The organism is Rhodobacter sp. NTK016B (assembly GCF_017303295.1).
Classification (GTDB): Bacteria; Pseudomonadota; Alphaproteobacteria; order Rhodobacterales; family Rhodobacteraceae; genus Pararhodobacter.
In genome coordinates, this window is record NZ_JAFKOK010000025.1 from 1 (window position 1) to 19947 (window position 19947).

The following is a 19947-nucleotide window of genomic DNA, read 5'->3' on the forward strand; positions in this document are numbered from 1 at the left end:
TCAACGAAGAGCGCCAGCGGGTGCATGACATGTACGTCATGCGGGGTGCTCTCGCGCGCGGTGCGGCTTTCGTCCCGCTCGCGCTGCCGGCGCTGAACCTGCCCGACTGTCTCGGCCTGTTCCCGTCGCTCTTCGCGGGCGCCGGTGGCGTCAACCACCCCGGCCTCTATGAGCACATCCTCTATGGCCGGTGGATCTACGACATGGCGTTCCGGGGGTCGTGATGGAAGGAGCAATCCTCGCACTGATCGAATGGGCCGGGGCGCAGGGGCCAGCGTGGGTGCTCCTGCTTGGGGCGCTTGGCGGCTGGTGGGACTCGAGCCGGAAGGCTCGGGCCCGCGAGGAAGCGCTTCAGGAGCGGCTGCTGACGCTGGCGACGGACGGCACCAAGCAGCTGTTCGAGGCGCTGTCCACAGTTCGCGAAGCCATGATCCACATCAACCGATCCGGGAGGGGCTGATGCGGTTCCTGCCCAAGCTCAAGAAGGCCGAGAAAACCGAGGCTGAGGCGCGCGCGCAACAGGCAGAGGCGCAGCGCGCCCTTGCCGGAAACGCTCTCTCTCAAGCGGTTCGCGAGCTGAAATCAGTCATCGCAGCAAAAGAGGCGCCCGAATGATCTTTGTTCACATCACCTCGGCGCTCGCCATGGGTGGCATGTTCTTCGTCCTCTGGGGGTATCTGCCGCTGGTCTGGCGCCTCCGCGATCCGGTCGGCCGTGTTCTGGCCGTCGCCGTTGCGGTGCTGGCGCTGGCCTGGACGCTGCGGTCGTTCTGGTGGGACTGGGCGCGGATCTTCCTCGGCTCGAACTGGCCGGCCGTGCGGGACACCATGGGCGGCCTCGACATGAACGGCGCCTTCAACCTGCTTGTGATTGTCTCGGCTTACCTGTTCCTGCGCGCCCGCCTGCTGGCGATCCCGGAGCCTGAACGTGCGCATTGGCGCTGGTGGAATGCCTGGGCGCATCCCGCGCAGCGCTGCATCATCCCTTGGAGGCGCAAATGAACCCGGCCATCTTTTTCGACGCAATCCGCGCCCGCCCTTTCGGCGGGCGTCTTTCACAGGCGCAGGTCGACGGGATCAACGGCATCCTTGCCGCCTTCGATCAGGTCGGAGACGCCCGCCGCGCCACGCTGGCCTATGCGCTTGCGACCGCGTTTCATGAGACCGGGCAGCGCATGGTTCCGGTGCGGGAGGGCTTCGCAAGCACCGACGAGGGGTCGAGGCGCGCCGTGAACAAGCTGGCGGAGCGTCGGGGACCGGATAGCGCGGTCGCTCGTTATGCGCGCCCCCAGCCGCCCTATGGGCATGTCTATTACGGGCGCGGCCACGTCCAGCTCACATGGCTGGAAAACTACCGGCGCTCCTCGGCTGATGCCGGTGTCGATCTGGTCGCGAATCCCGACGCCATGCTGAACCCAACGATCTCCGCCCGCGTGCTGATCCGCGGCATCATGGATGGGCGCTGGAACGGGCGTGGCAAGGGGGTCGAGCATTACGAGATGCTGGACGGTGCGCCGGGGCTGGCGCCCGCCGAGGCCGAGGAGGCGCGCCGCACGGTCAACGTGAAGGACAAGGCGGCGCTGATCGCCGGGTATTACCGCGACTTCGATGCGGCCCTGGCTGCGGCAGGGATGCGGGCGCAATGACCTTCCTCGTCGCCCTGCTCGCCCGCTGGGTTGGTGTCACCGCCGCGCGCATCCTTGCCCCAATCGCGGCCTGTCTCGCCGTTGTCGCGCTGATCTGGGGGGCGTGGCGCCTGCACGAGTGGCAAGCCGAGCGGATCATCTCTGCCGCAGTCGAGGCGCGCGAGGCCGAACTGGTGTCGGTGTCAGCGCTGGCGACGGCCGAAGCCGCGCTCGCCAAGGCCCAGCGTGAAGCCGCGGCGGCGCAGGCGGCGGCAGAGGCGCTGGAAGAAAGCCGCGCCGATGCTGAAGCCGAGTTTCAAGCGCTCCTGACCGAGCACAACGCCTATGTGGAGGCCAACGCCAATGCGCCTGCCAATTGCACTGTCAGCCCTGATCTTCTGCGTCTCCTGCGGCGATAGTGTCGCCGAGCGGATCGCGGCGGATGCCCGGGCCCGCGTCAACGCGGAACCCATCGCGCCGGTCAGCCCGCCGCGCGAATGCTCGATCGAGCGAAGGGCTGATGTCGGCGCCGGAGATAGGCTTGATGTCGCCGTGCTGGCGCTGGCCCGGGTGCAGGCCCGGCACAACGCGGACAAGCGCGCGTGCGGGGCGTGGATCTCGGAATACCTCGACGGCCTGAGTGGTCCGCAATGAGGCACCGCACCAAGGCTGGCATCCGTGCCCGGCGGCGGGTGTTCCTGTGGTGGCGGGCGCGCTGAACGGATGGATTCAGTCGGGCTTCACAGCTCGTTCAAGAAGGGTTTCCAAAAGAGTTTCGCCGCACCATAGTGTCAAAATGCGTTGCATTTTGGGAGCGAGTGATGAAGCTTACAATTGAGGACGATGCTGGCGCCGTCTTCTCGATGTGCGACGGTGGTGATGTCCTATTGCCAATGGATCAAAATGAGCGCGCCCTGTGCCGTGAGCAGCTACAGGCCGCGCTCGATCTCATGAATCAGACCATAATCAAATGGTCCACTTTCGCCACGGCAGACGGCGGGGATCAAGATTGGCGACAAACCGCACAACATCCGACCGGTTCCCTCGCAGTCTACGATTGCTCTCGCCCATCAGAACAATGTTCTGACACTGGAGAGCCCGCGCGCAGACGGAGATCATCTCACTTGACTGTTGTTCGGACGTGACGACGTGGTTTTTCACCACGACGACGGCGAAGACGACGCCTTGTTCCCGCACCAGTGCGGCTTCGATCTGAGCCATAGGCTCCTCCTATCTAGAGGTGCCGTTTAGTGGTTGACCAAAGAATCCGTGTATGCGAAAAGATGCGCACGAATTCGTAAAATCTCGCCACCAAACGGCGATTACAGTACGAGCCGGGGTGTTAGCGCACTCCGGCTCAATTGTGTCTTAGACCGAAAATGTGGTGCGGGCAACGATCTGTTTCCCGAAATGATCTAGTACCTTACTAGATGCAGCGCAGCGGTCATCAGGACTACCCAATATATTCGACTTTATTCAATGCTATAGCTGCCCTGATACGCCGGCTGCACCGATGCGGGTGTCCAGCTGCAGATCACCACGGCGGGCCGACCCTTCCGCCCACACTCGCGGCACCGCAGCCGGTGGAAGTCGCGAAACGTCAGTGGGTCCTCGCCCAGATCGGCAGCCCTCAACACCGCGCGGTGGCCGCAGGCGCAATCTACTCGGATGATGGATTCCCCGCGCGGTGACATGCGCGGGGATGTAGGGCCGGGCAGGATCGGCGTCTAGACATGCCAGAAAAACAGTGCGGAACGTGGTACAGTCTGCACGCTAAGCCTTTGTTATCTCTTAGCGCGATTCCGTGGAACAATGGGACAAGCTCGTTCAATGAAAACAGAGGGTTCCGGCGATAATCGCTGGCCCTCCGGGCCTACCATGCCGCTTCCATTGCCATTGATTGCGCTCGTTGCGTCGCGGTTTCCGCGCGAGGCCCCCGTGTTGACGTGATCGCCGCCGCCCGCAACCGCATCTGCACGTCTTAGCCCTGCGGAACGCCCTTAGCCCGCTTCACTTGCTCGGATCGCCGATGGCCCAGGCGACGCCGTCGCCGCGGTCCATGGTGGATAGCTGGGCCATGTCTGCGTCGGTAATCGAGAACGAAAACAGGTCGAGATTCTGGCGCATCCTCTCGGGGTTGAGGCTTTTCGGGATCACCGCGAAACCGCTCTGGATCCCCCAGCGCAGCAGCAATCGTGCTTCACTCACCCCATATCTGAGCGCCATCGCGGTGAAGACGCCGCCATCCGCACGCATGCCGTCGGTTTTGGCGCTGTCTTGTCCGGGCTCGGTGCGCCAGGTCGAAAGCGGGACGAGACTGCTATAGGCGATCGGCGCGATACCGTGCGCGGCCATATAGGTCAGAAGCTCGGGTTTCTGCGACCACGGATGCAACTCGATCTGGTTGGCATCGGGCATCGGCAGACCGGCCAGCCTGATCTCTTCGAGATGTTCGATGTTGAAATTGCTCACGCCCACGGCCCGGGCCTTGCCCGTCTCTTTCAGCTGCAGAAGCGCACGCCATTGGTCGAGGCGCTTGTCACCGCCAAAGGGGGCGTGGATCAGGTAGAGATCGACAAAGGACAGTCCCAGTTTTTCAAGGCTCTCCTCAAAGGCGGAGATCGTTTCGGGCCCGCCCTTCGGCGTGTCGCCCCAAGCCGGGTTTCCGGGCCAGAGCTTCGTCGTGACAAAGAGATCGCCGCGCGACAGCCCCTGCGCCGCCATGGCTTGCCGGATGCCCGCACCGACACCGACTTCGTTGTGATAGCCGGCTGCGGTATCGATATGACGGTAGCCGTTGGCGATTGCCGTCGCGATCACCTCGGGGGCGTCGTCGTCAGACACGAGATACGTGCCAAAACCTACGGCCGGAATCGCCGTGGTTTCATTGAGTGCGATACGGGGCGGCGAGATGTCCATGAGGCGCTTCCTTCAAAGGGCGTGATTGTCGCCACGATATGCGGATAACCCGCGGCATTCCTGCCCGATCCTCCGGCATTCTTGCCCAATTCTCCGAACCATCGCTTTTTCAGGTGATCTTGCGAGGCGACGCGGATACCCATTTGACAAGGGGGTTCGCCATGCCACTCGAAGAGCTTGAGACACTGACCGACCGATACAGGGCCGCCTGTCTGCGGGATCCGGCGACTGCCTTGCCGAATCTTCAGGTCCTCAGGCGCGAGGCCGTGAGCGCGTTGGAGGCCACGGTCTATAACCCTGTCCTTTGCCTGATCCTCAGCGGAAGCAAAGAAACCCATATCGGCACACAATCTGTATCGCTCCGTCGCGGGGACGCTCTTTTGGTGAGCCATGACCTGCCGGTGACGTCGAAGATCACCCAGGCGAGTCCGGGAAACCCCTATCTCGCGCTGATCCTGTCGCTGGATATCGGCACGGTCCGGGCGCTGTATGAACAGGTGGGCGAGTTCGCGGTCGAGATGCCTGACGCGCGCTCGATGACGGCCTCTGTGGCGCAGGCGGAATGGACGGACCCTCTGGCCCGGTATCTGCGGCTGATGGATAACCCGCTCGAGGCGCAGGTGCTCGGCCCTGCAGTTTTGCGCGAGCTGCATTTCAGGCTGCTGATGTCGCCCATGGGCGGTATGTTGCGCAACCTTCTGTCGGTGGACAGCCATGCCAGCCGGATAGCCCGCGCGATCGGCCAGATCCGCCGCAGTTTTCGCCAGCCGCTGGTCGTGGCCGATCTCGCCCGATCGGTGGGGATGAGCCCGTCGTCGTTTCACGAACATTTCCGGGATGTGACCGGGACGACGCCGCTGCAATACCAGAAAGATCTTCGCCTGATAGAAGCCCAGACGCTGCTGCGCAGCGGCGGGCAGTCGGTTTCCGTGACCGGGCACGCTGTGGGCTATGAAAGCCCGACCCATTTCAGCCGGGACTACGCCCGAAAGTTCGGATGTTCTCCGAGACACCATTTGGCACAGGCATCCTGACCCGCCTGATTGCGTAACGAGGAAAGGCCGCACAATGACGGCAGAATTCATGTTCATCACCTTCACGATCTTCCTTGCCGGGATGATCGCCGTCCCGCTGGCGTCGCGGTTCGGTCTCGGGTCGGTTCTTGGCTATTTGCTGGCCGGTATCGCCATCGGCCCGGTGCTGCACTGGGCGGGGGTCGATGTGATCGCCCTGCAGCATTTCACTGAGTTCGGCGTGGTGATGATGCTCTTCCTCATCGGTCTTGAAATGCAGCCCAAGGTCCTGTGGGCGATGCGCTCGCGCATCTTCCTGATGGGCGGGTTTCAAGTCGCGATCACGGCGCTGGCGGTCATGGCCGTTGCGATGCTGTTCGGACAGGTCTGGTCCGTTGCACTGGCGATCGGGCTGATCTTCGCGCTGTCGTCGACCGCGATCGTCACGCAGACGCTCAACGAAAAGGGCCTGATGCGCAGCGATGGCGGGCAGGCCAGTTTCGCGGTGCTGCTGTTTCAGGACATCGCGGTCATCCCGATGCTGGCGCTGATCCCGCTGCTGGCGCTGCCCGAACTGACCGAGATGCTGCACGGGGGCGACGATCACGGGGGCGGACATGGCGCAGAGGCCGCGCTGAACCTGAATCTGGTCGAGGGGCTGCCGGGCTGGCAGACCGCGCTGGTCACGCTGGCGGCCATCGCGCTGGTCATCCTTGCGGGGCGTTACCTGACCGGGCCGATCTTTCGCTACGTCGCCCGGGCGCGGCTGCGCGAATTGTTCGTCAGCACCGCGCTGATGATGGTGATCGCCATCGCGCTGTTGATGACCATGGTGGGCTTGTCGCCCGCGCTTGGCACCTTTCTGGCCGGCGTGGTCATGGCTAACAGCGAATACCGCCACGAACTGGAAAGCGATATCGCGCCCTTCAAGGGCATCTTTCTGGGCGTCTTCTTCATAACCGTCGGGGCCAGCATCAATTTCGGTCTGCTGGGCGAAAATCTTGCGCTGATTGTCGGGCTGACCCTTGGCCTGATCGCGCTGAAATGTGTGGTCATGCTGGGGCTGGGCCGGGTGTTCCGGCTGGCCGGGGGGGACAAGTGGCTGTTTGCCCTCGGACTGGCTCAGGCGGGCGAGTTCGGGTTCGTGCTGGTGTCGTTCACCGTGGCCAATGCGGTCGTGCCGGGGCCGGTCGCGGATCTGCTGTTGCTGGTTGTGGCGCTGTCGATGCTGCTGACACCGGCGCTGTTCATTCTCTATGACCGCGTGATCGCCCCGCGCTATTCGCGCCTGCAGGACCGGGACGCCGATGAGATCGCGTCGGATGCCAAGATCATCATCGCCGGCCACGGGCGTTTCGGCGGGATCGTCAACCGCGCGCTGCAGGCCGCCGATTACCAGACCACGGTGATCGACTACAGCAGCGAACAACTCGCCATGCTCCGCCGCTTTGGCCTGAGCGCCTATTTCGGCGACGCGACGCGCCCCGACTTGCTGGAGGCCGCCGGGATCGACGAGGCCAAGGTCTTCGTCATCGCCATAGACAACAAGGAAGCCGCGACCGAGCTTGCGCATTACATGCACAATCATCACCCGGACGTGCATGTCGTCGCCCGCGCCATCGACCGCTGGCATGTCTATGACCTGTGGAAAGCGGGATGTCGCGATATCATCCGCGAAACCTATGACAGTTCGATCCGCGCCGCGCGCTCGGCTTTCGAGGCCCTCGGCCATCCGCGTTCAGAGGCGGAAAAACTGCTCGGGGTCTTCGAAGAGTTCGACCGTCGCACCATGATAGAAACCGCAGAGGCCTTCATGGAAAGCGATGACCCGCACAGCGAGAACAGCGTCTATTCCGCCCTGATCCGCGAAAACATGGGCACATGGGAGGCCGAGCTGAAGGCATCCATGGAAAAGACCCGGTCCGAATTGTGACGGTCCGCGACGGCTGCGTCCCTGTGACCGGTGGCCCTGTCGCGATCGGTTCCGGGGACGCCCCCCGATAAACGCGTCGGAATGATCGCTGTCGCCAAGGCGTCGCAAAGGGGCTGCCGGTCCTCGCGTTCCGTCCCCGCGGATCAGCCTGCGCATCAGAATGATTGGAACCGCACGGCGCGGGACACCGTTTGCTTGTCAGGAGGATCCTGTGATGAGCTTTCGTCGTGACCAGATAACCCGCCGCATCTTCAACTGGGCGCAGACCGCGCTGCCCAGCTTGTCCAAGACAGAATCCGAGGCCATCGCTGCGGGCGATGTGCATTTCGAGGCCGAACTTTTCGCGGGCAACCCCGACTGGTCGATGCTGCGCGACATCCCCGCGCCGACGCTGACCCCCGACGAGCGGGCTTTCATCGACGGCCCCTGCCGCGATTTCTGCGACATGCTGGACGGATGGAAGATCGACCGCCACGCCGCCGACCTTCCGCCCGAGGCGTGGGATTTCCTTCGCAAGAAGGGCTTTTTCGGGATGATCATCCCCAAAGAGCATGGCGGCCTGGGCTTTTCGGCCTTCGCGCATTCCGAGGTCGTTCGCTATATTTCCAGCCATTCGGTCGTCGGCGCGGTGACCGTGATGGTGCCGAACTCACTGGGCCCGGGTGAGCTGATCCTCCAATTCGGCACCGACGCGCAGAAAAGCCACTGGCTGCCGCGCCTTGCCCGGGGCGAGGAACTGCCGGCCTTCGGGCTGACCAGCGAACAGGCGGGCTCGGACGCGTCGGCGATGGTCGATGACGGGGTGATCTGCAAAGGTGAATGGCAGGGCGAAGAGGTTCTGGGCATCCGCCTGAATTGGGCCAAGCGCTATATCACGCTGGCGCCTGTCTCGACCGTTCTGGGTCTGGCCTTCAAGCTGCGCGACCCCGAGGGCCTGTTGGGCGACGATCCCGAACCGGGGATCACCTGCGCACTGGTGCCCACGGACCTGCCGGGCGTTGTGACGGGGCGTCGGCACCTGCCCTCGGGCACGATGTTCATGAACGGCCCGACCGAGGGGCATGACGTGTTCATCCCGCTGGACAACATCATCGGTGGGCCGGATTTCGCGGGCAAGGGCTGGATGATGCTGATGAGCGCGCTGGCCGCCGGTCGCGGCATCTCGCTGCCCTCGCTCTCGGCGGCGGCGACGGCGCTTTCGGCGCATTCCACCGGTGCCTATGCGCGCATCCGCACCCAGTTCAACCTGCCCGTGGGCCTGTTCGGCGGCGTGCAGGAGCCTTTGGCGCGGATCGCGGCCAATGCCTATGCCATCGATTCCGGGCGTCGCCTGACCACCGCCATTCTGGATCAGGGCAAGAAGCTGGCCGTGATCTCGGCGATCATGAAGTACCACGCGACCGAACGGATGCGCGCCAGCGTCAACGACGCGATGGACGTGCATTCGGGCAAGGCGGTGATCGACGGGCCGCTGAATTACCTGCAGCCCGCCTATCGCGCGATCCCCATCGGTATCACCGTCGAGGGCGCAAACATCGTTACCCGCAATCTGATCATCTTCGGTCAGGGCGCAATCCGTGCGCATCCCTATCTGCTGGATGAAATGACGGCCCTCCAGAACGACGACCGCGACAAGGCGCTCGACGATTTCGACCGCCTATTCTGGGCTCATGCGGGGTATTCGACCAAGAACGCGTTCCGCGCCTTCGGCTCGTCGCTGACCGGCAAGGGCCGCGCACCCGAGAATGCGGGAAAGGTGCGGGATCTTTACGCGCGGCTGGCCCGGTGGTCGTCGGCCTTCGCGATGACGGCGGATATTGCCTTCCTGTCGCTGGGCGGTGCCCTGAAGCGCAAGGAGATGATCTCGGCCCGGCTGGGCGATGCGCTGTCCGAGATGTTCCTCGTCGCGGCGGTGCTCAAGCGGTGGGAGGATGACGGTCGCCACGAAGCCGACCTGCCGCTGGTGCGCTACGCTGCCGAAACCTCGTTCCAGTCGATCGGGCGGGCGCTTGAAGGCACGATCAACAATTTCCCCGCGACCTGGGCCCGCTGGCTGCTGCGGCTGATGACCCGGCCCGGCGCGCATACAAGCGGCCCTTCGGACACGCTGACCGAAGAGGTGGCGATGCTGGCCTATAACCCGTCCGAGACGCGCAACCGGCTGGTCAGCGGGCTGCACCCGCCCGCGCCCGAAAGCGGGTTGGGACTTCTGGAAACCGCCTATCGGCTGGTTCTGGACACCGAGCCGCTGCGCAAACGCCTGCGGGATCTGAAGAAAAGCCCCGAGGACGCGGCGGCAGCCGGCGTCCTTTCCGAGGCCGAGATGGCCCGTCTGAAAGAGGCCGAAGTCGCCGTGCAACGCGTCGTGGCGGTGGACGATTTCACGCCCGAGGCGTTGTCGGATCTCTACCCGGGCAGCACGACCAATCCCCGCCCCGATCACCGTGAGGCCGCAGAATGAGCCGCCCTGTCTATATCGTTGATGGCGCCCGCACGCCGTTCCTGAAGGCGCGCGGCAAGCCCGGCCCGTTCACCCCGGTGGATCTGGCTGTGCAATGCGGTCGCCCCCTGCTGATGCGCCAGCCTTTCGCGCCCGAGGCCATTGATCTGGTCGTGCTGGGGTGCGTCAACGTCATTCAGGACGAGATGAACCCCGCACGCGTCGCCGCCCTGCGGCTGGGGCTGGGCGACGAAACCGTCGCCTTCACGGTGCAGATCAATTGCGGCTCGGGCATGCAGAGCATCGACACAGCCTATCGCTACATCCGCGATGGAAGTCACCAGATGATCCTTGCCGGCGGGGCCGAAGCGCTGAGTCACGCGCCGCTGGTCTATCGCCACGAGGCGACGGAATGGTTCGGCGACATGGCCCGCGCCAAGTCGCCAGTCGCCAAGCTGCAGGCCCTGAGCGATCTGCGGCCCAATTTCTTCTCGCCCGTGATCGGGCTTGAACGCGGGCTGACCGATCCGATCACCAAGCTGAACATGGGCCAGACCGCCGAAGTGCTGGCGCATCGCTTCAATATCGACCGCGCCACCGCCGATGCCTATGCCGTGGAAAGCCACAAGCGGCTTGCCGCCGCGCAGGAAAGCGGCGCCTTGAAGGGCGAGGTGATGCCGGCATTCGACCGTGCGGGTCAGGCTTACGAACACGATGACGGCGTGCGCCCCGACAGCTCGCTTGAGAAACTGGGCAAGCTCAAACCCGTCTTCGAGCCGCCCTATGGCAAGGTGACGGCGGGGAATTCCAGCCAGATCACCGACGGCGCCTCGTGGGTGCTGCTGGCCTCCGAGACCGCGGTCGAGGCGCATGGCCTGACGCCCATCGCCCGGATCGTCGACAGCGAATGGGCCGCGCTCGATCCGTCGATCATGGGGCTGGGACCGGTTCTGTCCTCGACCCCGCTGGCGCAGCGCCACGATCTTGCGCTGGACGATATCGATCTGTGGGAACTCAACGAAGCCTTCGCGGCGCAGGTGCTGTCGTGCCTCGCCGCGTGGCAGGACGACGATTTCTGCCGCGAGGTTCTGGGCTATGACGCGGCCTTCGGGCGCATCGACCGCGACCGGCTGAATGTCGATGGCGGCGCGATCAGCCTGGGCCACCCGGTCGGCACCAGCGGCAACCGGATCGTGCTGCATCTGGCCAATGCGCTGAAGGCCCGCAACGGGCGTCGCGGCATCGCTACCGAATGCATCGGTGGCGGTCTTGGCGGCGCGATGCTTCTGGAGGCGGCATGAGCGATTTCCTTGACACCCTGACCCCCGATGCCGGGCCTGACGGGGCCTCGGACGTACCCCGCGCCGACAACGCGACCGTGTGGCGGCGCAGCGACGCACAAGGCCTGGTGACGCTGTGGCTCGATTGCCCCGATACCGGCACCAACGTCATTTCCGAAACCGTCCTGCGCGAACTCGACGGTATTCTGGACGCCTTGGGCGGCGCGAAAGCGCTGGTGATCCGTTCGGCCAAACGCTCAGGCTTTGCCGCAGGCGCGGATATCGACGGTTTCGCCGGGCTCGACCGCGACTCGGCGCTGGGGCTGATCCGGCAGGGCCATGCCGTGCTCGACCGGCTGGCGGCGCTCGATATCCCGACCATCGCGGTGATCCACGGCAACACGCTGGGTGGCGGACTGGAACTGGCGCTGGCCTGTGACCGGCGGATCGGCATCGACGGCGTCAAGGCGGGATTCCCCGAGATCCAGCTGGGTCTGCATCCGGGGCTGGGCGGAACCTTTCGCCTGACCCGGCTGATCGACCCGGTCGAGGCGATGCAGGCCATGCTGACCGGCAAATCGATCCATGACCGCAAGGCCAAGCGGCTGGGTCTGGTCGATGCGCTGGTGCCCGAACGCCATGTGGACGCCGCTATCGAGGCCGCGATCAAGGGCAGTCTTCCCGAACGCGATACCGACTTCAAGGCCGGGGCGATGCGCCTGTCGCCCGCGCGCAGCCTTGCCGCGACCAGAATGCGGCAAGAGGCCGCGAAATCTGTGCCCCGCCGCCACTATCCCGCGCCCTATGCGCTGATCGACCTGTGGCACGACCATGGCGGCGACGCGGACGCGATGCAGAAGGCCGAGATCGACTCGTTCGCGACGCTGCTGGAAAGCGCCACCGCGCAGGCGCTGATCCGCGTCTTCTTCCTGCGCCGGGCGTTGAAATCGGGGGCCAAAGGCGCTTCGGACATCGCGCATGTCCACGTGATCGGCGCGGGCGCCATGGGGGCGGAAATCGCCGCCTGGGCCGCGCTTCGGGGCAAACGTGTGACGCTGGAAGACGTGAAGCTCGACCCCTTGGGCAAGGCCGTGCAGCGTGCCAGCAAGATCTACGAACGGCGGCATCTGTCGGGTATCGACGCGCGCGATGCGCTCGACCGGATGATGCCCGATCCCGACGGGCTGGGCCGCGCCCGCGCCGATCTGGTGATTGAGGCCGCGCCCGAACGCCCCGAGCTGAAGGAAAAGATCTATTCCAGCCTTGTCGACGCGATGAAGCCGGGCGCGATCCTTGCCACGAACACCTCGAGTCTGAGGCTGGAGACATTGTTCGACGCGGCCCCCGATCCCGCGCTGTTCGCCGGGCTGCATTTCTTCAACCCCGTCTCGCGGATGCCGCTGGTCGAGCTGGTCTCGCATGACGGTGTCGCCGCCGAAACGCTCGACCGGCTTGCAGCCTTAGTGGGCGAGCTGGATCGCCTGCCGGTGCGGGTGCGCGATTATCCCGGTTTTCTGGTGAACCGCGTGCTGGCGCCCTACATGCTGGAAGCAATGCAGATGCTGGATGAAGGCATGGAAAAAGAGCGGATCGACCGCACGGCGCTGGCTTTCGGGATGCCGATGGGGCCGGTCGCGCTGGCCGATCAGGTGGGGCTCGATATCTGTCTGGAGGTCGCGAGATCGCTGGGCAAGGGGCTGGACCGGCCGGTGGCCGAGGTGCCCGACTGGCTGGTGCAGAAGGTCGATAACGGCGAGACCGGGCGCAAATCGGGCAAGGGGCTTTACGATTACGACAAGGAATCGCCGCCCGAAACCGCCTCGGACGACGATGAAGAGGCCCGCATCGTCGACCGGCTGATCCTGCCGATGTGCAACGCCGCCGTCGAATGCCTGCGCGAAGGCGTGGTCAGCGATGCCGACCAGCTCGATGCGGCGATGATCTTCGGCACCGGCTGGGCGCCCTTCCGGGGCGGTCCGATGCAATACGCACGGCTGCGCGGCGATGTGCCCGACGCCCTGCGCGCGCTCGAAGGCCAGCACGGGCCGCGCTTTGCCCCCGATCCGGGCTGGGACGGCTTTGCCTGAGGTTCCGCCAAGCGATGCGCCCATCGGTGACGGCGCCCTGAGCATGGGTCCGGTTCAGGCCGATTCCGAGGCCATCGCCGAGGCTCTGATCTCGCGCTGCGGCCCCGAGATCCGGCTGGCGCTGCCCTTGGGGCTGGGCAAGCCGGTCACGCTGGTCGATGCTCTGACCCGCGCCGTTGCCCGCCGCCCCGACATCCGCCTGTCCATCGTCACCGCCCTGACGCTTGAGCCGCCGAACGCCGATGAAGGCATGGCGAAGCGCTTCCTAGGGCCCGCGCGGACGCGGCTGTTCGGCGATTACCCTGTGCCCTACTATGCCCAGCTTCTGCGCGAGGGCCGATTGCCCGACAATATCGAGGTGGCCGAGTTCTTCATGCTGGCCGGGCGCTGGCTGGGCGTGGAACAGGCCCAGCGCCATTACATCGCATCGAACTACACCCATGCGCTGGACGTGGTGCGCCGCTGGCAGCCCAATCTGGTGCTTCAGCTTCTGGCCGAAGAGCCCGAGGGCGCGCTGAACCTGGCATGCAACACCGACATCACCGCCGATTTGCTGCGCGACCGGCAGGCGGGGCGGCTCGATTTCATTTTGGCGGGCGAGACCAACGCAAAGCTTCCGGCGATGCCGGGACCGGCCGCGACGATCTCGCATACCGAGCTGGACTACCTGCTGCGCGACGCGCCAGATTTCGACCTGTTCTCGGTCGTGAAGCGCCCGGTCGGGCTGGCCGAGCATGCCATCGGCTTGCAGGTGGCGGGCATGATCCGTGATGGCGGCACGCTGCAGATCGGCATCGGCGCCATCGGTGACGCGGTCGCCCACGCAATGATCGCCCGACACGAAGGCCGGATCGACGCGATGACTTCGGGCCGGCCCTTTGCCGCGCGTATCCCTTCGGATCTGAGCGAGCGCGGGTCTTTCCGGACCGGGCTTTATTGCGTGACCGAGATGCTGGTCGACGGGTTGTTGCACCTGTTCGAGGCGGGCGTGATCCGGCGCGAGGTGGACGGCGCGGCGATCCATGCGGGTTTCTTCGTCGATTGCCGCGATTTCTATAAGCGTCTGGCGGCGATGCCGCCCGAGACCCGCACGCGCCTGCAGATGGTGCCCGTCTCGTTCACCAACCAGCTTTACGGCGAAGAGGGTGCAAAACGCGCAGCCCGGCAGGATGCTCGCTTCGTCAATTCGGCGATGAAGGCGACGCTGCTGGGCGGGATCGTCAGCGACGCCACCTCGGACGGGCGCGAGGTCAGCGGCGTCGGCGGGCAGTTCAACTTCATCGAACAAGCCTTCGCGCTTGATGGCGCACGGGCGATCATCACCCTGCCCTCGACCCGCGAAAGCGGGGGGGAGGTGCGCTCGAACATCGTCTGGGACCATCCGCATGAAAGCGTGCCGCGTGCGTATCGCGATGTGGTGGTGACGGAATACGGCGTGGCCGATCTGCGCGGCAGGCGCGACGAAGAGGTCGTCCGGGCGATGCTGCGCGTGGCCGACAGCCGCTTTCAGCCCGATCTGGTGGCGCAGGCGAAAAAAGCCGGGAAACTGCCGGACGACTTCACCCTGCCCGAAGACTGGACGCGCAACACGCCCGAGGCGCTGGCCGCATGGCTGGGCCCCAAAGCGCTGCCGGATTTCCCGTTCGGCACCGATTTCACGCCGGTGGAGCAGCGTCTTCTGCCCGCGCTGGACCGGCTGTCGCAGGCGCAGGCCTCGCGCCGGGTCTTGGCCGGGCTGGTCTGGGACGGCCTGCGCGCGGACCACAAGCCCCACGCCGAGGCGCTGGAACGGATGGGCCTCGACCGCCCGGCAGGGACTCAAGAGCGGCTTGAACGCTGGGCGCTTCTCGGGGCGCTGAAGCGCGCTGCCGGGGGCTGAGGCCGCCTCTCAGCGAAGCGCCAGCAGCCGCGCGGGGTTTGCGATCAGGATGTGGTCCACCTGATCCTGATCGAACCCGCGCCGCAGCATCAGCGGCACGACATTGGCGAAGATATGCTGGAACCCATGCCCCCCGAAGCGTTCCAGCCGCCCCTTGGTGCAGACATCGTGGCTGATGAGGATCTGGTCGATATGCCCGCGCTCGACCAGCTTGCGCAGCCACTGGATGCGGGTCGCGTCATTGGGCAGGTCGATATCGGGATTGGGCCAGTAATAGCTCGTCTCCCAGCCGAACAGGTCGTATTCGATCACCGCGCCGGTATCGGCCAGCTTGAAAAGCGTGTCCTCGTCAAAGATCGTCCGGTCGATATGGCTCAGGATCAGCCGATCCATCGGCCCGCCGCGCGCGGCGACGAAATCCGCCACTTCCTGCGGCTGATCGGCCTCGCGCCCCGGATGGACGTTCAGCGCGGCCCCGGTTGCGGCCTGCGCGGCAATCGCGGCCTCCATCACCTTCTTTTCGCGCTCGGTCCAAGGCGACTGACAGCCGATCTCGCCGATGATCCCGGCCTTCACGTCCGTGCCCCACGCGCCGACCAGAACCTGATCGGTGATCTGGGCCACCAGCTGATCCACACTCATCTCGGCGGTTTCGGCCAGCTGGTATTCCTCGACATAATGCCCCGCGCCCATGACGATGGGCACACCGGTTTCCTCGGCCATCCGGCGCAGCAGCAGCGGACGCGGCCCCAGCCCGCCGACGGTCAGATCGACAACCGCCCCGCCGCCCGCGCGGGCCATTTCCTGCACCTCGTCGCGGACCACGGCGAAATCGTCGATGCGGTAATTATCGGTGAAATGCCCCTGCCCGTATCGCGCGCGAAAGCAGTTGCACAGATCCAGCGGATCGTCGGTAACGCCCTCGGGCAGGGTGTCGCCGCGAAAGGCGGGCGGGTTGAGGTCGATGAACAGATGTTCGTGCATCAGCGTGGCGCCCAGCGCGCCCGGATCGATCAGCCCGGTGACCGTCTGAACCTTGCCGTGTCTGTCGCTCATTGCTCGTTTCCTTCTGCCAAAGCCGCGAGCCGGGCGCGGGCCTTCTCGGTATCGAATGTCGCACGCTCGCCGATCAGCACCAGCCGACAGCCCGAGGCCCGCGCAGAGGCGGTCTCGAACGTGGCGCGCCGTCCGACCATCTGGAACAAAAGCGGTGCTCCGGGCCGTTCGATCAGCGACACGAACCCTTTTGCGCGGTAGAGGCTGGGCGCCAGTTCCTCCATCAGCCGCTGGAACCCGTTGAAGGGCAGCGGCGCGTCGCTTTCCCAGTCCAGCGACGCAAAGCGAGACGCGTCCAGCACGGCGCCCCCCGGGGCCAGCGGCGCCGTTCCCCCCGCCCCAGTGAACAGCACATCCATCGGCAGCGGTTCGCGCGCGTCAAAGGTGCGCACGCGGAATTCCGACCCCACCCGCAGCAAGGTCGAAAGATCGGCAGCCTCCGACTTGGTCAGAAACGCGAAATCCGAGCCCTGCACCTGCGCGCGCCAGATCGGATCGTCGATGCGTTCGGGCGTCTGCGTGATGTCATCCACGTCGATGATGCAGATCGTGCAATCCAGCCGCAGATCCGCCCAAAGGACCGGGTCCGCCAGCGTCTGCACGATCCCGCGCGGGTCGGACACGCCCGAGGCCTCGATCACGATGGCTTCGGGTTCATGCGCCAGAACCTGTTTGAGCGCGCGCAGCAGATCGCCCTGAAGGCTGCAGCAGATGCAGCCATTGTCCAGACCGATCACCGAGTCCACCTTGCCCTCGATCATCTCGACATCGATGTTGATCGCGCCGAAATCGTTGACGATGGCCGCGATCCGCCGCTGACCGCTGTCGAGAAGACGGTTGATGAACGTGGTCTTCCCCGCGCCCAGAAAGCCGGTGACGACGATGACCGGAACGGGCGCCGTCATGCCAACAGGCCCTTGCCCCGGATCGCCCGGCCCGGCGCGGCGCTCTCATCCAATGCGCCGTCGCGGATGACCGGCACGCCGTTGACCAGAACGTGCCGCATCCCCTGCGCGGGGCGGTTCATGTCGCGGAACGTGGCGCAGTCGCGCAGGCTGGCCAGATCGAAGACGACCAGATCCGCGTCGCAGCCCTCTTGCAACCGGCCCTTGCGGGCCATGTCGGGGGCCGAAGCCTCGATCACCTGCGTCGGGATGATCGTGCATTTCGCCAGCCCCGCCATCAGGTCGATCTTGCCGCGCTCGCGCACGTAATCGCCGATGAACCGGGTGAACGTCCCTGACGAGCGCGGATGGGAAACCGCGCTTTCCGGCAGCGGCCATGCCTCGCCCTCGTAAAGGCTGCCATCGGGCATCACCCAGGGCAAAGCGTCCGAGGCGATGGCGCCGCCAGGGTAAAGCACCGAAACATCGAGCAACCTCTGGTGGCCCGCATCGTTCTCGGTGTCGAGGAAATGCCACAAGATGATATCGCCCGAGTCGCGCTCGGCGGCTTCGCGCACCGAACCCGCATCGGCGAAACGCTCGCCCGTGCGCAACAGCTCGACCCGGTCATAGGTCGAGCCGGTGCGCCCGGTGAAATCGGGCTGTTGCAGGAACCCGGCGCTGACGACCGTGGACCCGGTGCCATAGGGATAGGCCTCGACCGTGATCGGCAGGCCCTGATCCTGCGCGCGTTTCAGGACCTGAGCCGAGCGTTCCACGTCCAGAAGCGATGTCGAATTCAGGTGGCACACATGCATATGCGCGCCCGTGGCGCCGGCCAGCCCGATGATCTGCACATAGCTTTCAACCGAGCTTTCCGGGTCGATATTCGACGCGTTGGCGATATGGGTGAAGGTCACGCTGCCCGCCTCGGCGGCAAGGTCGCAGACCAGCGTCAGTTCCTTGATCCCCGCGCCGGGGGCATAGCCGTTGGGAATGCCGATGCCGATGGCGCCCTGTTCCAGCCCCTTGCGCAACTGGCCGACGATGCGCAACGCCTCGTCGTCGCTGGCGGCATCAACCGACCAGCGCCGATCCTCTGCCCCCTGCCCCATGCCGATCATGGACGACACGCTGGCATCTGGCGTCAGACCGATCTTCACCTGTTGCCGGGCAAACAGCCACGCCGCCGAGGTGCCGTAATTGCACACCCGCCGACGCCCCGCCTGCGCGGCGTACCAGCTGTCGACCGGCAGCGCGCCGACTTCGAGTTCCAGCGCGGTGGTCACGCCGTCGAAGGCCTGCATCCGGTCGGCGGCAAGCGACTGGCCATGCGCGTGGATGTCGACGAAACCCGGCGCAACGATCAGCCCCTCGGCCTGTAGCTCGACAGCGCCCGGGGCGAGGTCATCGCCGATGGCCGCGATCTTGCCTTCCGTCAGACCGACATCCGTCACCCGGTCGAAACCGGTTTCGGGGTCCATCACGCGCCCGCCGCGCAGAACACAGTCGAAGCCGAGCGTCGTCACAGGCCGATCCCCTGTTCCAGCGCCCCAAGGAAGCCCGACAGCTCGTCCTCGCCGACCGCGAAGGACAGCGCCATGAGGCCGCGCGCGGCGAAGTAATAGCCGCGCTCCTGCAGCGTCAGGTGCAAGAGTGCCAGCAGTTTGCGATCCACCTCGGCCGAGACGCCGCTGTCGGGATGGATATTCATGATCGCGCCCATACCGCTGACGCGGAAGGGAAGCCCCCGCGCGGCGAACAGATCCGTCAGGCGGCCGCGCAGCGCCTCGCCCCGCGCGAAAAGCGCGTCGAGCGCCTCGGCCGTCAGGTAGCTGTCGATCGCCGTCACCCCGGCAGCCATTGTCAGGCTGTTGTTGTTGAACGTGCCGGCATGGGGCAGTGCGCCTGCGCGCGACGGGTCGAAGTGATCCATGATATCGGCGCGGCCCCCGAAGGCGCCAAAGGCCAGCCCGCCGCCGAAGAACTTGCCCACCGTGGTCATGTCCGGCGTGATGCCCAGCCGGGCCTGCGCGCCGCCGACGCTCATCCGCGCGGTCTGCACCTCGTCGAAGATCAGGAAGGCGCCGTGGTCGCTGGCAAGCTGGCGCAGGGCTTTCAGAAAGTCCGGCGCGCCGGGGATGCAGCCGCCCGCGCCCAGCATCGGCTCGACCAGCACGCAGGCGATCTGCTCACCGTGCGCCGCGAATTCGGCCTCGGCGGCGGCTATGTCGTTATAGGGCAGACAGGCATACTCGAAGGGCACGTTGACCGGCGATCCGCCCCCGCCGAAGGTCATGAAGCCACCGTGATAACCGCCGTTGAAGACAACGACCCGCTCGCGCCCGGTGACGAGCCGCGCCGCCGTCACCGCCATCAGGTTCGCCTCGGTCCCCGAATTGGCAAAGCGCACCCGGTCCATCGACGGGAAGCGGGCGCAGAGACGTTCGGCCAGCTCGACCTCGTAGGGCGTATGCGACGACAGGTTGATCCCCCGGGCATGCGCATCGGCCAGCGCCTTGGCCAGCAACGGCGACGAATGGCCGAAGATGCCCGCCGTGAATTCCCCCAGCAGATCGACATAGACATGGCCGTCCACGTCGCGGATGCGGCAGCCCTCGCCGCCTTCGATGCAGAGCGGGAAGGGTTCGGACCACAGCGATGTCCGGGTGTTGCCGCCCGGCAGGACGCGGCGCGCGCGCTCCAGCGCGGCAGCGCTGCCCGGATTGCGCGCGACATAGGCGTCGCGTGCGGCGGTGTAGGCGGCATCCAGACGGGCGGTATCGACCGGAATTTTCTGCATCGGGGTAGCAAGCGGCTGTGTCATCTGAC

19 protein-coding genes are annotated in these 19947 nt (G+C 65.6%); 13 read left to right on the top strand and 6 right to left on the bottom strand.

All coding sequences use genetic code 11. The annotated features are described in order from the left end of the window. From JI664_RS22630 to JI664_RS22660, 7 genes are all read left to right on the top strand, one after another. The coding region (locus JI664_RS22630; RefSeq protein ID WP_207016057.1) for a hypothetical protein at positions 1-224 on the top strand (224 nt) is incomplete at its 5' end. Beyond that, entirely contained in the window at positions 224-460 is a 237-nt protein-coding gene (locus JI664_RS22635; protein WP_207016058.1) for a hypothetical protein, read from the top strand. The genes JI664_RS22630 and JI664_RS22635, both read left to right, overlap by 1 nt. Continuing rightward, positions 460-615, top strand: a complete 156-nt coding sequence (locus JI664_RS22640; RefSeq protein WP_207016059.1) for a hypothetical protein — start codon at positions 460-462, stop codon at positions 613-615. Before JI664_RS22635 ends, JI664_RS22640 begins: the two co-directional genes overlap by 1 nt. Continuing rightward, entirely contained in the window at positions 612-1001 is a 390-nt protein-coding gene (locus JI664_RS22645; RefSeq protein ID WP_207016060.1) for a hypothetical protein, read from the top strand. The genes JI664_RS22640 and JI664_RS22645 overlap by 4 nt, the downstream gene beginning before the upstream one ends. Continuing rightward, positions 998-1645, top strand: a complete 648-nt coding sequence (locus JI664_RS22650; RefSeq protein ID WP_207016061.1) for a glycoside hydrolase family 19 protein — start codon at positions 998-1000, stop codon at positions 1643-1645. Before JI664_RS22645 ends, JI664_RS22650 begins: the two co-directional genes overlap by 4 nt. After that, positions 1642-2043 (top strand): hypothetical protein, encoded by a 402-nt coding sequence (locus JI664_RS22655; protein ID WP_207016062.1) that lies wholly within the window; start codon positions 1642-1644, stop codon positions 2041-2043. Before JI664_RS22650 ends, JI664_RS22655 begins: the two co-directional genes overlap by 4 nt. Then, positions 1988-2278, top strand: a complete 291-nt coding sequence (locus JI664_RS22660) for a hypothetical protein (RefSeq protein ID WP_207016063.1) — start codon at positions 1988-1990, stop codon at positions 2276-2278. The genes JI664_RS22655 and JI664_RS22660 overlap by 56 nt, the downstream gene beginning before the upstream one ends. Before the next feature lie 312 nt (positions 2279-2590). Here the strand turns inward: JI664_RS22660 and JI664_RS22665 are convergent, their stop codons facing one another. Together JI664_RS22665 and JI664_RS22670 are read right to left on the bottom strand one after the other, a co-directional pair. Then, positions 2591-2845 carry a hypothetical protein gene (locus JI664_RS22665; protein ID WP_207016064.1) on the bottom strand — a complete coding sequence of 85 codons (255 nt, stop codon included), beginning with the start codon at positions 2843-2845 and terminating at the stop codon, positions 2591-2593. A 789-nt stretch (positions 2846-3634) separates the two neighbouring features. Further along, on the bottom strand, positions 3635-4543 hold the full coding sequence (locus tag JI664_RS22670; RefSeq protein WP_207016065.1) for an aldo/keto reductase: 909 nt from the start codon (positions 4541-4543) through the stop codon (positions 3635-3637). A 161-nt stretch (positions 4544-4704) separates the two neighbouring features. Here JI664_RS22670 and JI664_RS22675 point away from each other — a divergent pair, with 161 nt between their 5' ends. The 6 genes from JI664_RS22675 to JI664_RS22700 all read left to right on the top strand — a co-directional run bounded on the left by JI664_RS22675 (position 4705) and on the right by JI664_RS22700 (position 15175). Beyond that, on the top strand, positions 4705-5577 hold the full coding sequence (locus tag JI664_RS22675; RefSeq protein ID WP_207016066.1) for an AraC family transcriptional regulator: 873 nt from the start codon (positions 4705-4707) through the stop codon (positions 5575-5577). Positions 5578-5611: 34 nt separating this feature from the next. Next, the gene (locus JI664_RS22680) at positions 5612-7489 is read left to right on the top strand and encodes a cation:proton antiporter (protein WP_207016067.1); all 1878 of its coding nucleotides are present in this window, start codon (positions 5612-5614) and stop codon (positions 7487-7489) included. A gap of 214 nt (positions 7490-7703) precedes the next feature. Beyond that, the gene (locus JI664_RS22685) at positions 7704-9950 is read left to right on the top strand and encodes an acyl-CoA dehydrogenase (protein WP_207016068.1); all 2247 of its coding nucleotides are present in this window, start codon (positions 7704-7706) and stop codon (positions 9948-9950) included. Then, positions 9947-11230, top strand: a complete 1284-nt coding sequence (locus tag JI664_RS22690; RefSeq protein WP_207016069.1) for an acetyl-CoA C-acetyltransferase — start codon at positions 9947-9949, stop codon at positions 11228-11230. Before JI664_RS22685 ends, JI664_RS22690 begins: the two co-directional genes overlap by 4 nt. After that, the gene (locus JI664_RS22695; protein ID WP_207016070.1) at positions 11227-13296 is read left to right on the top strand and encodes a 3-hydroxyacyl-CoA dehydrogenase NAD-binding domain-containing protein; all 2070 of its coding nucleotides are present in this window, start codon (positions 11227-11229) and stop codon (positions 13294-13296) included. Before JI664_RS22690 ends, JI664_RS22695 begins: the two co-directional genes overlap by 4 nt. Next, entirely contained in the window at positions 13289-15175 is a 1887-nt protein-coding gene (locus JI664_RS22700) for an acetyl-CoA hydrolase/transferase C-terminal domain-containing protein (protein ID WP_286174246.1), read from the top strand. Before JI664_RS22695 ends, JI664_RS22700 begins: the two co-directional genes overlap by 8 nt. Before the next feature lie 9 nt (positions 15176-15184). Here the strand turns inward: JI664_RS22700 and JI664_RS22705 are convergent, their stop codons facing one another. Genes JI664_RS22705 through JI664_RS22720 form a run of 4 tightly spaced genes read right to left on the bottom strand, consistent with a single transcriptional unit; the run spans position 15185 to position 19942 of the window. Beyond that, entirely contained in the window at positions 15185-16231 is a 1047-nt protein-coding gene (locus JI664_RS22705) for a phosphotriesterase family protein (RefSeq protein WP_207016071.1), read from the bottom strand. Next, positions 16228-17136 carry a CobW family GTP-binding protein gene (locus JI664_RS22710; RefSeq protein WP_207016072.1) on the bottom strand — a complete coding sequence of 303 codons (909 nt, stop codon included), beginning with the start codon at positions 17134-17136 and terminating at the stop codon, positions 16228-16230. The genes JI664_RS22705 and JI664_RS22710 overlap by 4 nt, the downstream gene beginning before the upstream one ends. Next, entirely contained in the window at positions 17133-18644 is a 1512-nt protein-coding gene (locus tag JI664_RS22715) for an amidohydrolase family protein (protein ID WP_349768759.1), read from the bottom strand. Before JI664_RS22715 ends, JI664_RS22710 begins: the two co-directional genes overlap by 4 nt. Continuing rightward, positions 18641-19942 (bottom strand): aspartate aminotransferase family protein, encoded by a 1302-nt coding sequence (locus JI664_RS22720; RefSeq protein WP_286174247.1) that lies wholly within the window; start codon positions 19940-19942, stop codon positions 18641-18643. The genes JI664_RS22715 and JI664_RS22720 overlap by 4 nt, the downstream gene beginning before the upstream one ends. Between the last annotated feature and the right edge of the window lie 5 nt (positions 19943-19947).

Bases quoted from the DNA above. Each gene is read 5' to 3' on its own strand.
- JI664_RS22670 (WP_207016065.1), bottom strand. From the start codon at position 4,543: ATGGACATCTCGCCGCCCCGTATCGCACTCAATGAAACCACGGCGATT.
- JI664_RS22655 (WP_207016062.1), top strand. From the start codon at position 1,642: ATGACCTTCCTCGTCGCCCTGCTCGCCCGCTGGGTTGGTGTCACCGCC.
- JI664_RS22690 (WP_207016069.1), top strand. From the start codon at position 9,947: ATGAGCCGCCCTGTCTATATCGTTGATGGCGCCCGCACGCCGTTCCTG.
- JI664_RS22675 (WP_207016066.1), top strand. From the start codon at position 4,705: ATGCCACTCGAAGAGCTTGAGACACTGACCGACCGATACAGGGCCGCC.
- JI664_RS22645 (WP_207016060.1), top strand. From the start codon at position 612: ATGATCTTTGTTCACATCACCTCGGCGCTCGCCATGGGTGGCATGTTC.
- JI664_RS22705 (WP_207016071.1), bottom strand. From the start codon at position 16,231: ATGAGCGACAGACACGGCAAGGTTCAGACGGTCACCGGGCTGATCGAT.
- JI664_RS22635 (WP_207016058.1), top strand. From the start codon at position 224: ATGGAAGGAGCAATCCTCGCACTGATCGAATGGGCCGGGGCGCAGGGG.
- JI664_RS22640 (WP_207016059.1), top strand. From the start codon at position 460: ATGCGGTTCCTGCCCAAGCTCAAGAAGGCCGAGAAAACCGAGGCTGAG.
- JI664_RS22685 (WP_207016068.1), top strand. From the start codon at position 7,704: ATGAGCTTTCGTCGTGACCAGATAACCCGCCGCATCTTCAACTGGGCG.
- JI664_RS22665 (WP_207016064.1), bottom strand. From the start codon at position 2,845: ATGGCTCAGATCGAAGCCGCACTGGTGCGGGAACAAGGCGTCGTCTTC.
- JI664_RS22720 (WP_286174247.1), bottom strand. From the start codon at position 19,942: ATGACACAGCCGCTTGCTACCCCGATGCAGAAAATTCCGGTCGATACC.
- JI664_RS22710 (WP_207016072.1), bottom strand. From the start codon at position 17,136: ATGACGGCGCCCGTTCCGGTCATCGTCGTCACCGGCTTTCTGGGCGCG.
- JI664_RS22650 (WP_207016061.1), top strand. From the start codon at position 998: ATGAACCCGGCCATCTTTTTCGACGCAATCCGCGCCCGCCCTTTCGGC.
- JI664_RS22695 (WP_207016070.1), top strand. From the start codon at position 11,227: ATGAGCGATTTCCTTGACACCCTGACCCCCGATGCCGGGCCTGACGGG.
- JI664_RS22680 (WP_207016067.1), top strand. From the start codon at position 5,612: ATGACGGCAGAATTCATGTTCATCACCTTCACGATCTTCCTTGCCGGG.
- JI664_RS22660 (WP_207016063.1), top strand. From the start codon at position 1,988: ATGCGCCTGCCAATTGCACTGTCAGCCCTGATCTTCTGCGTCTCCTGC.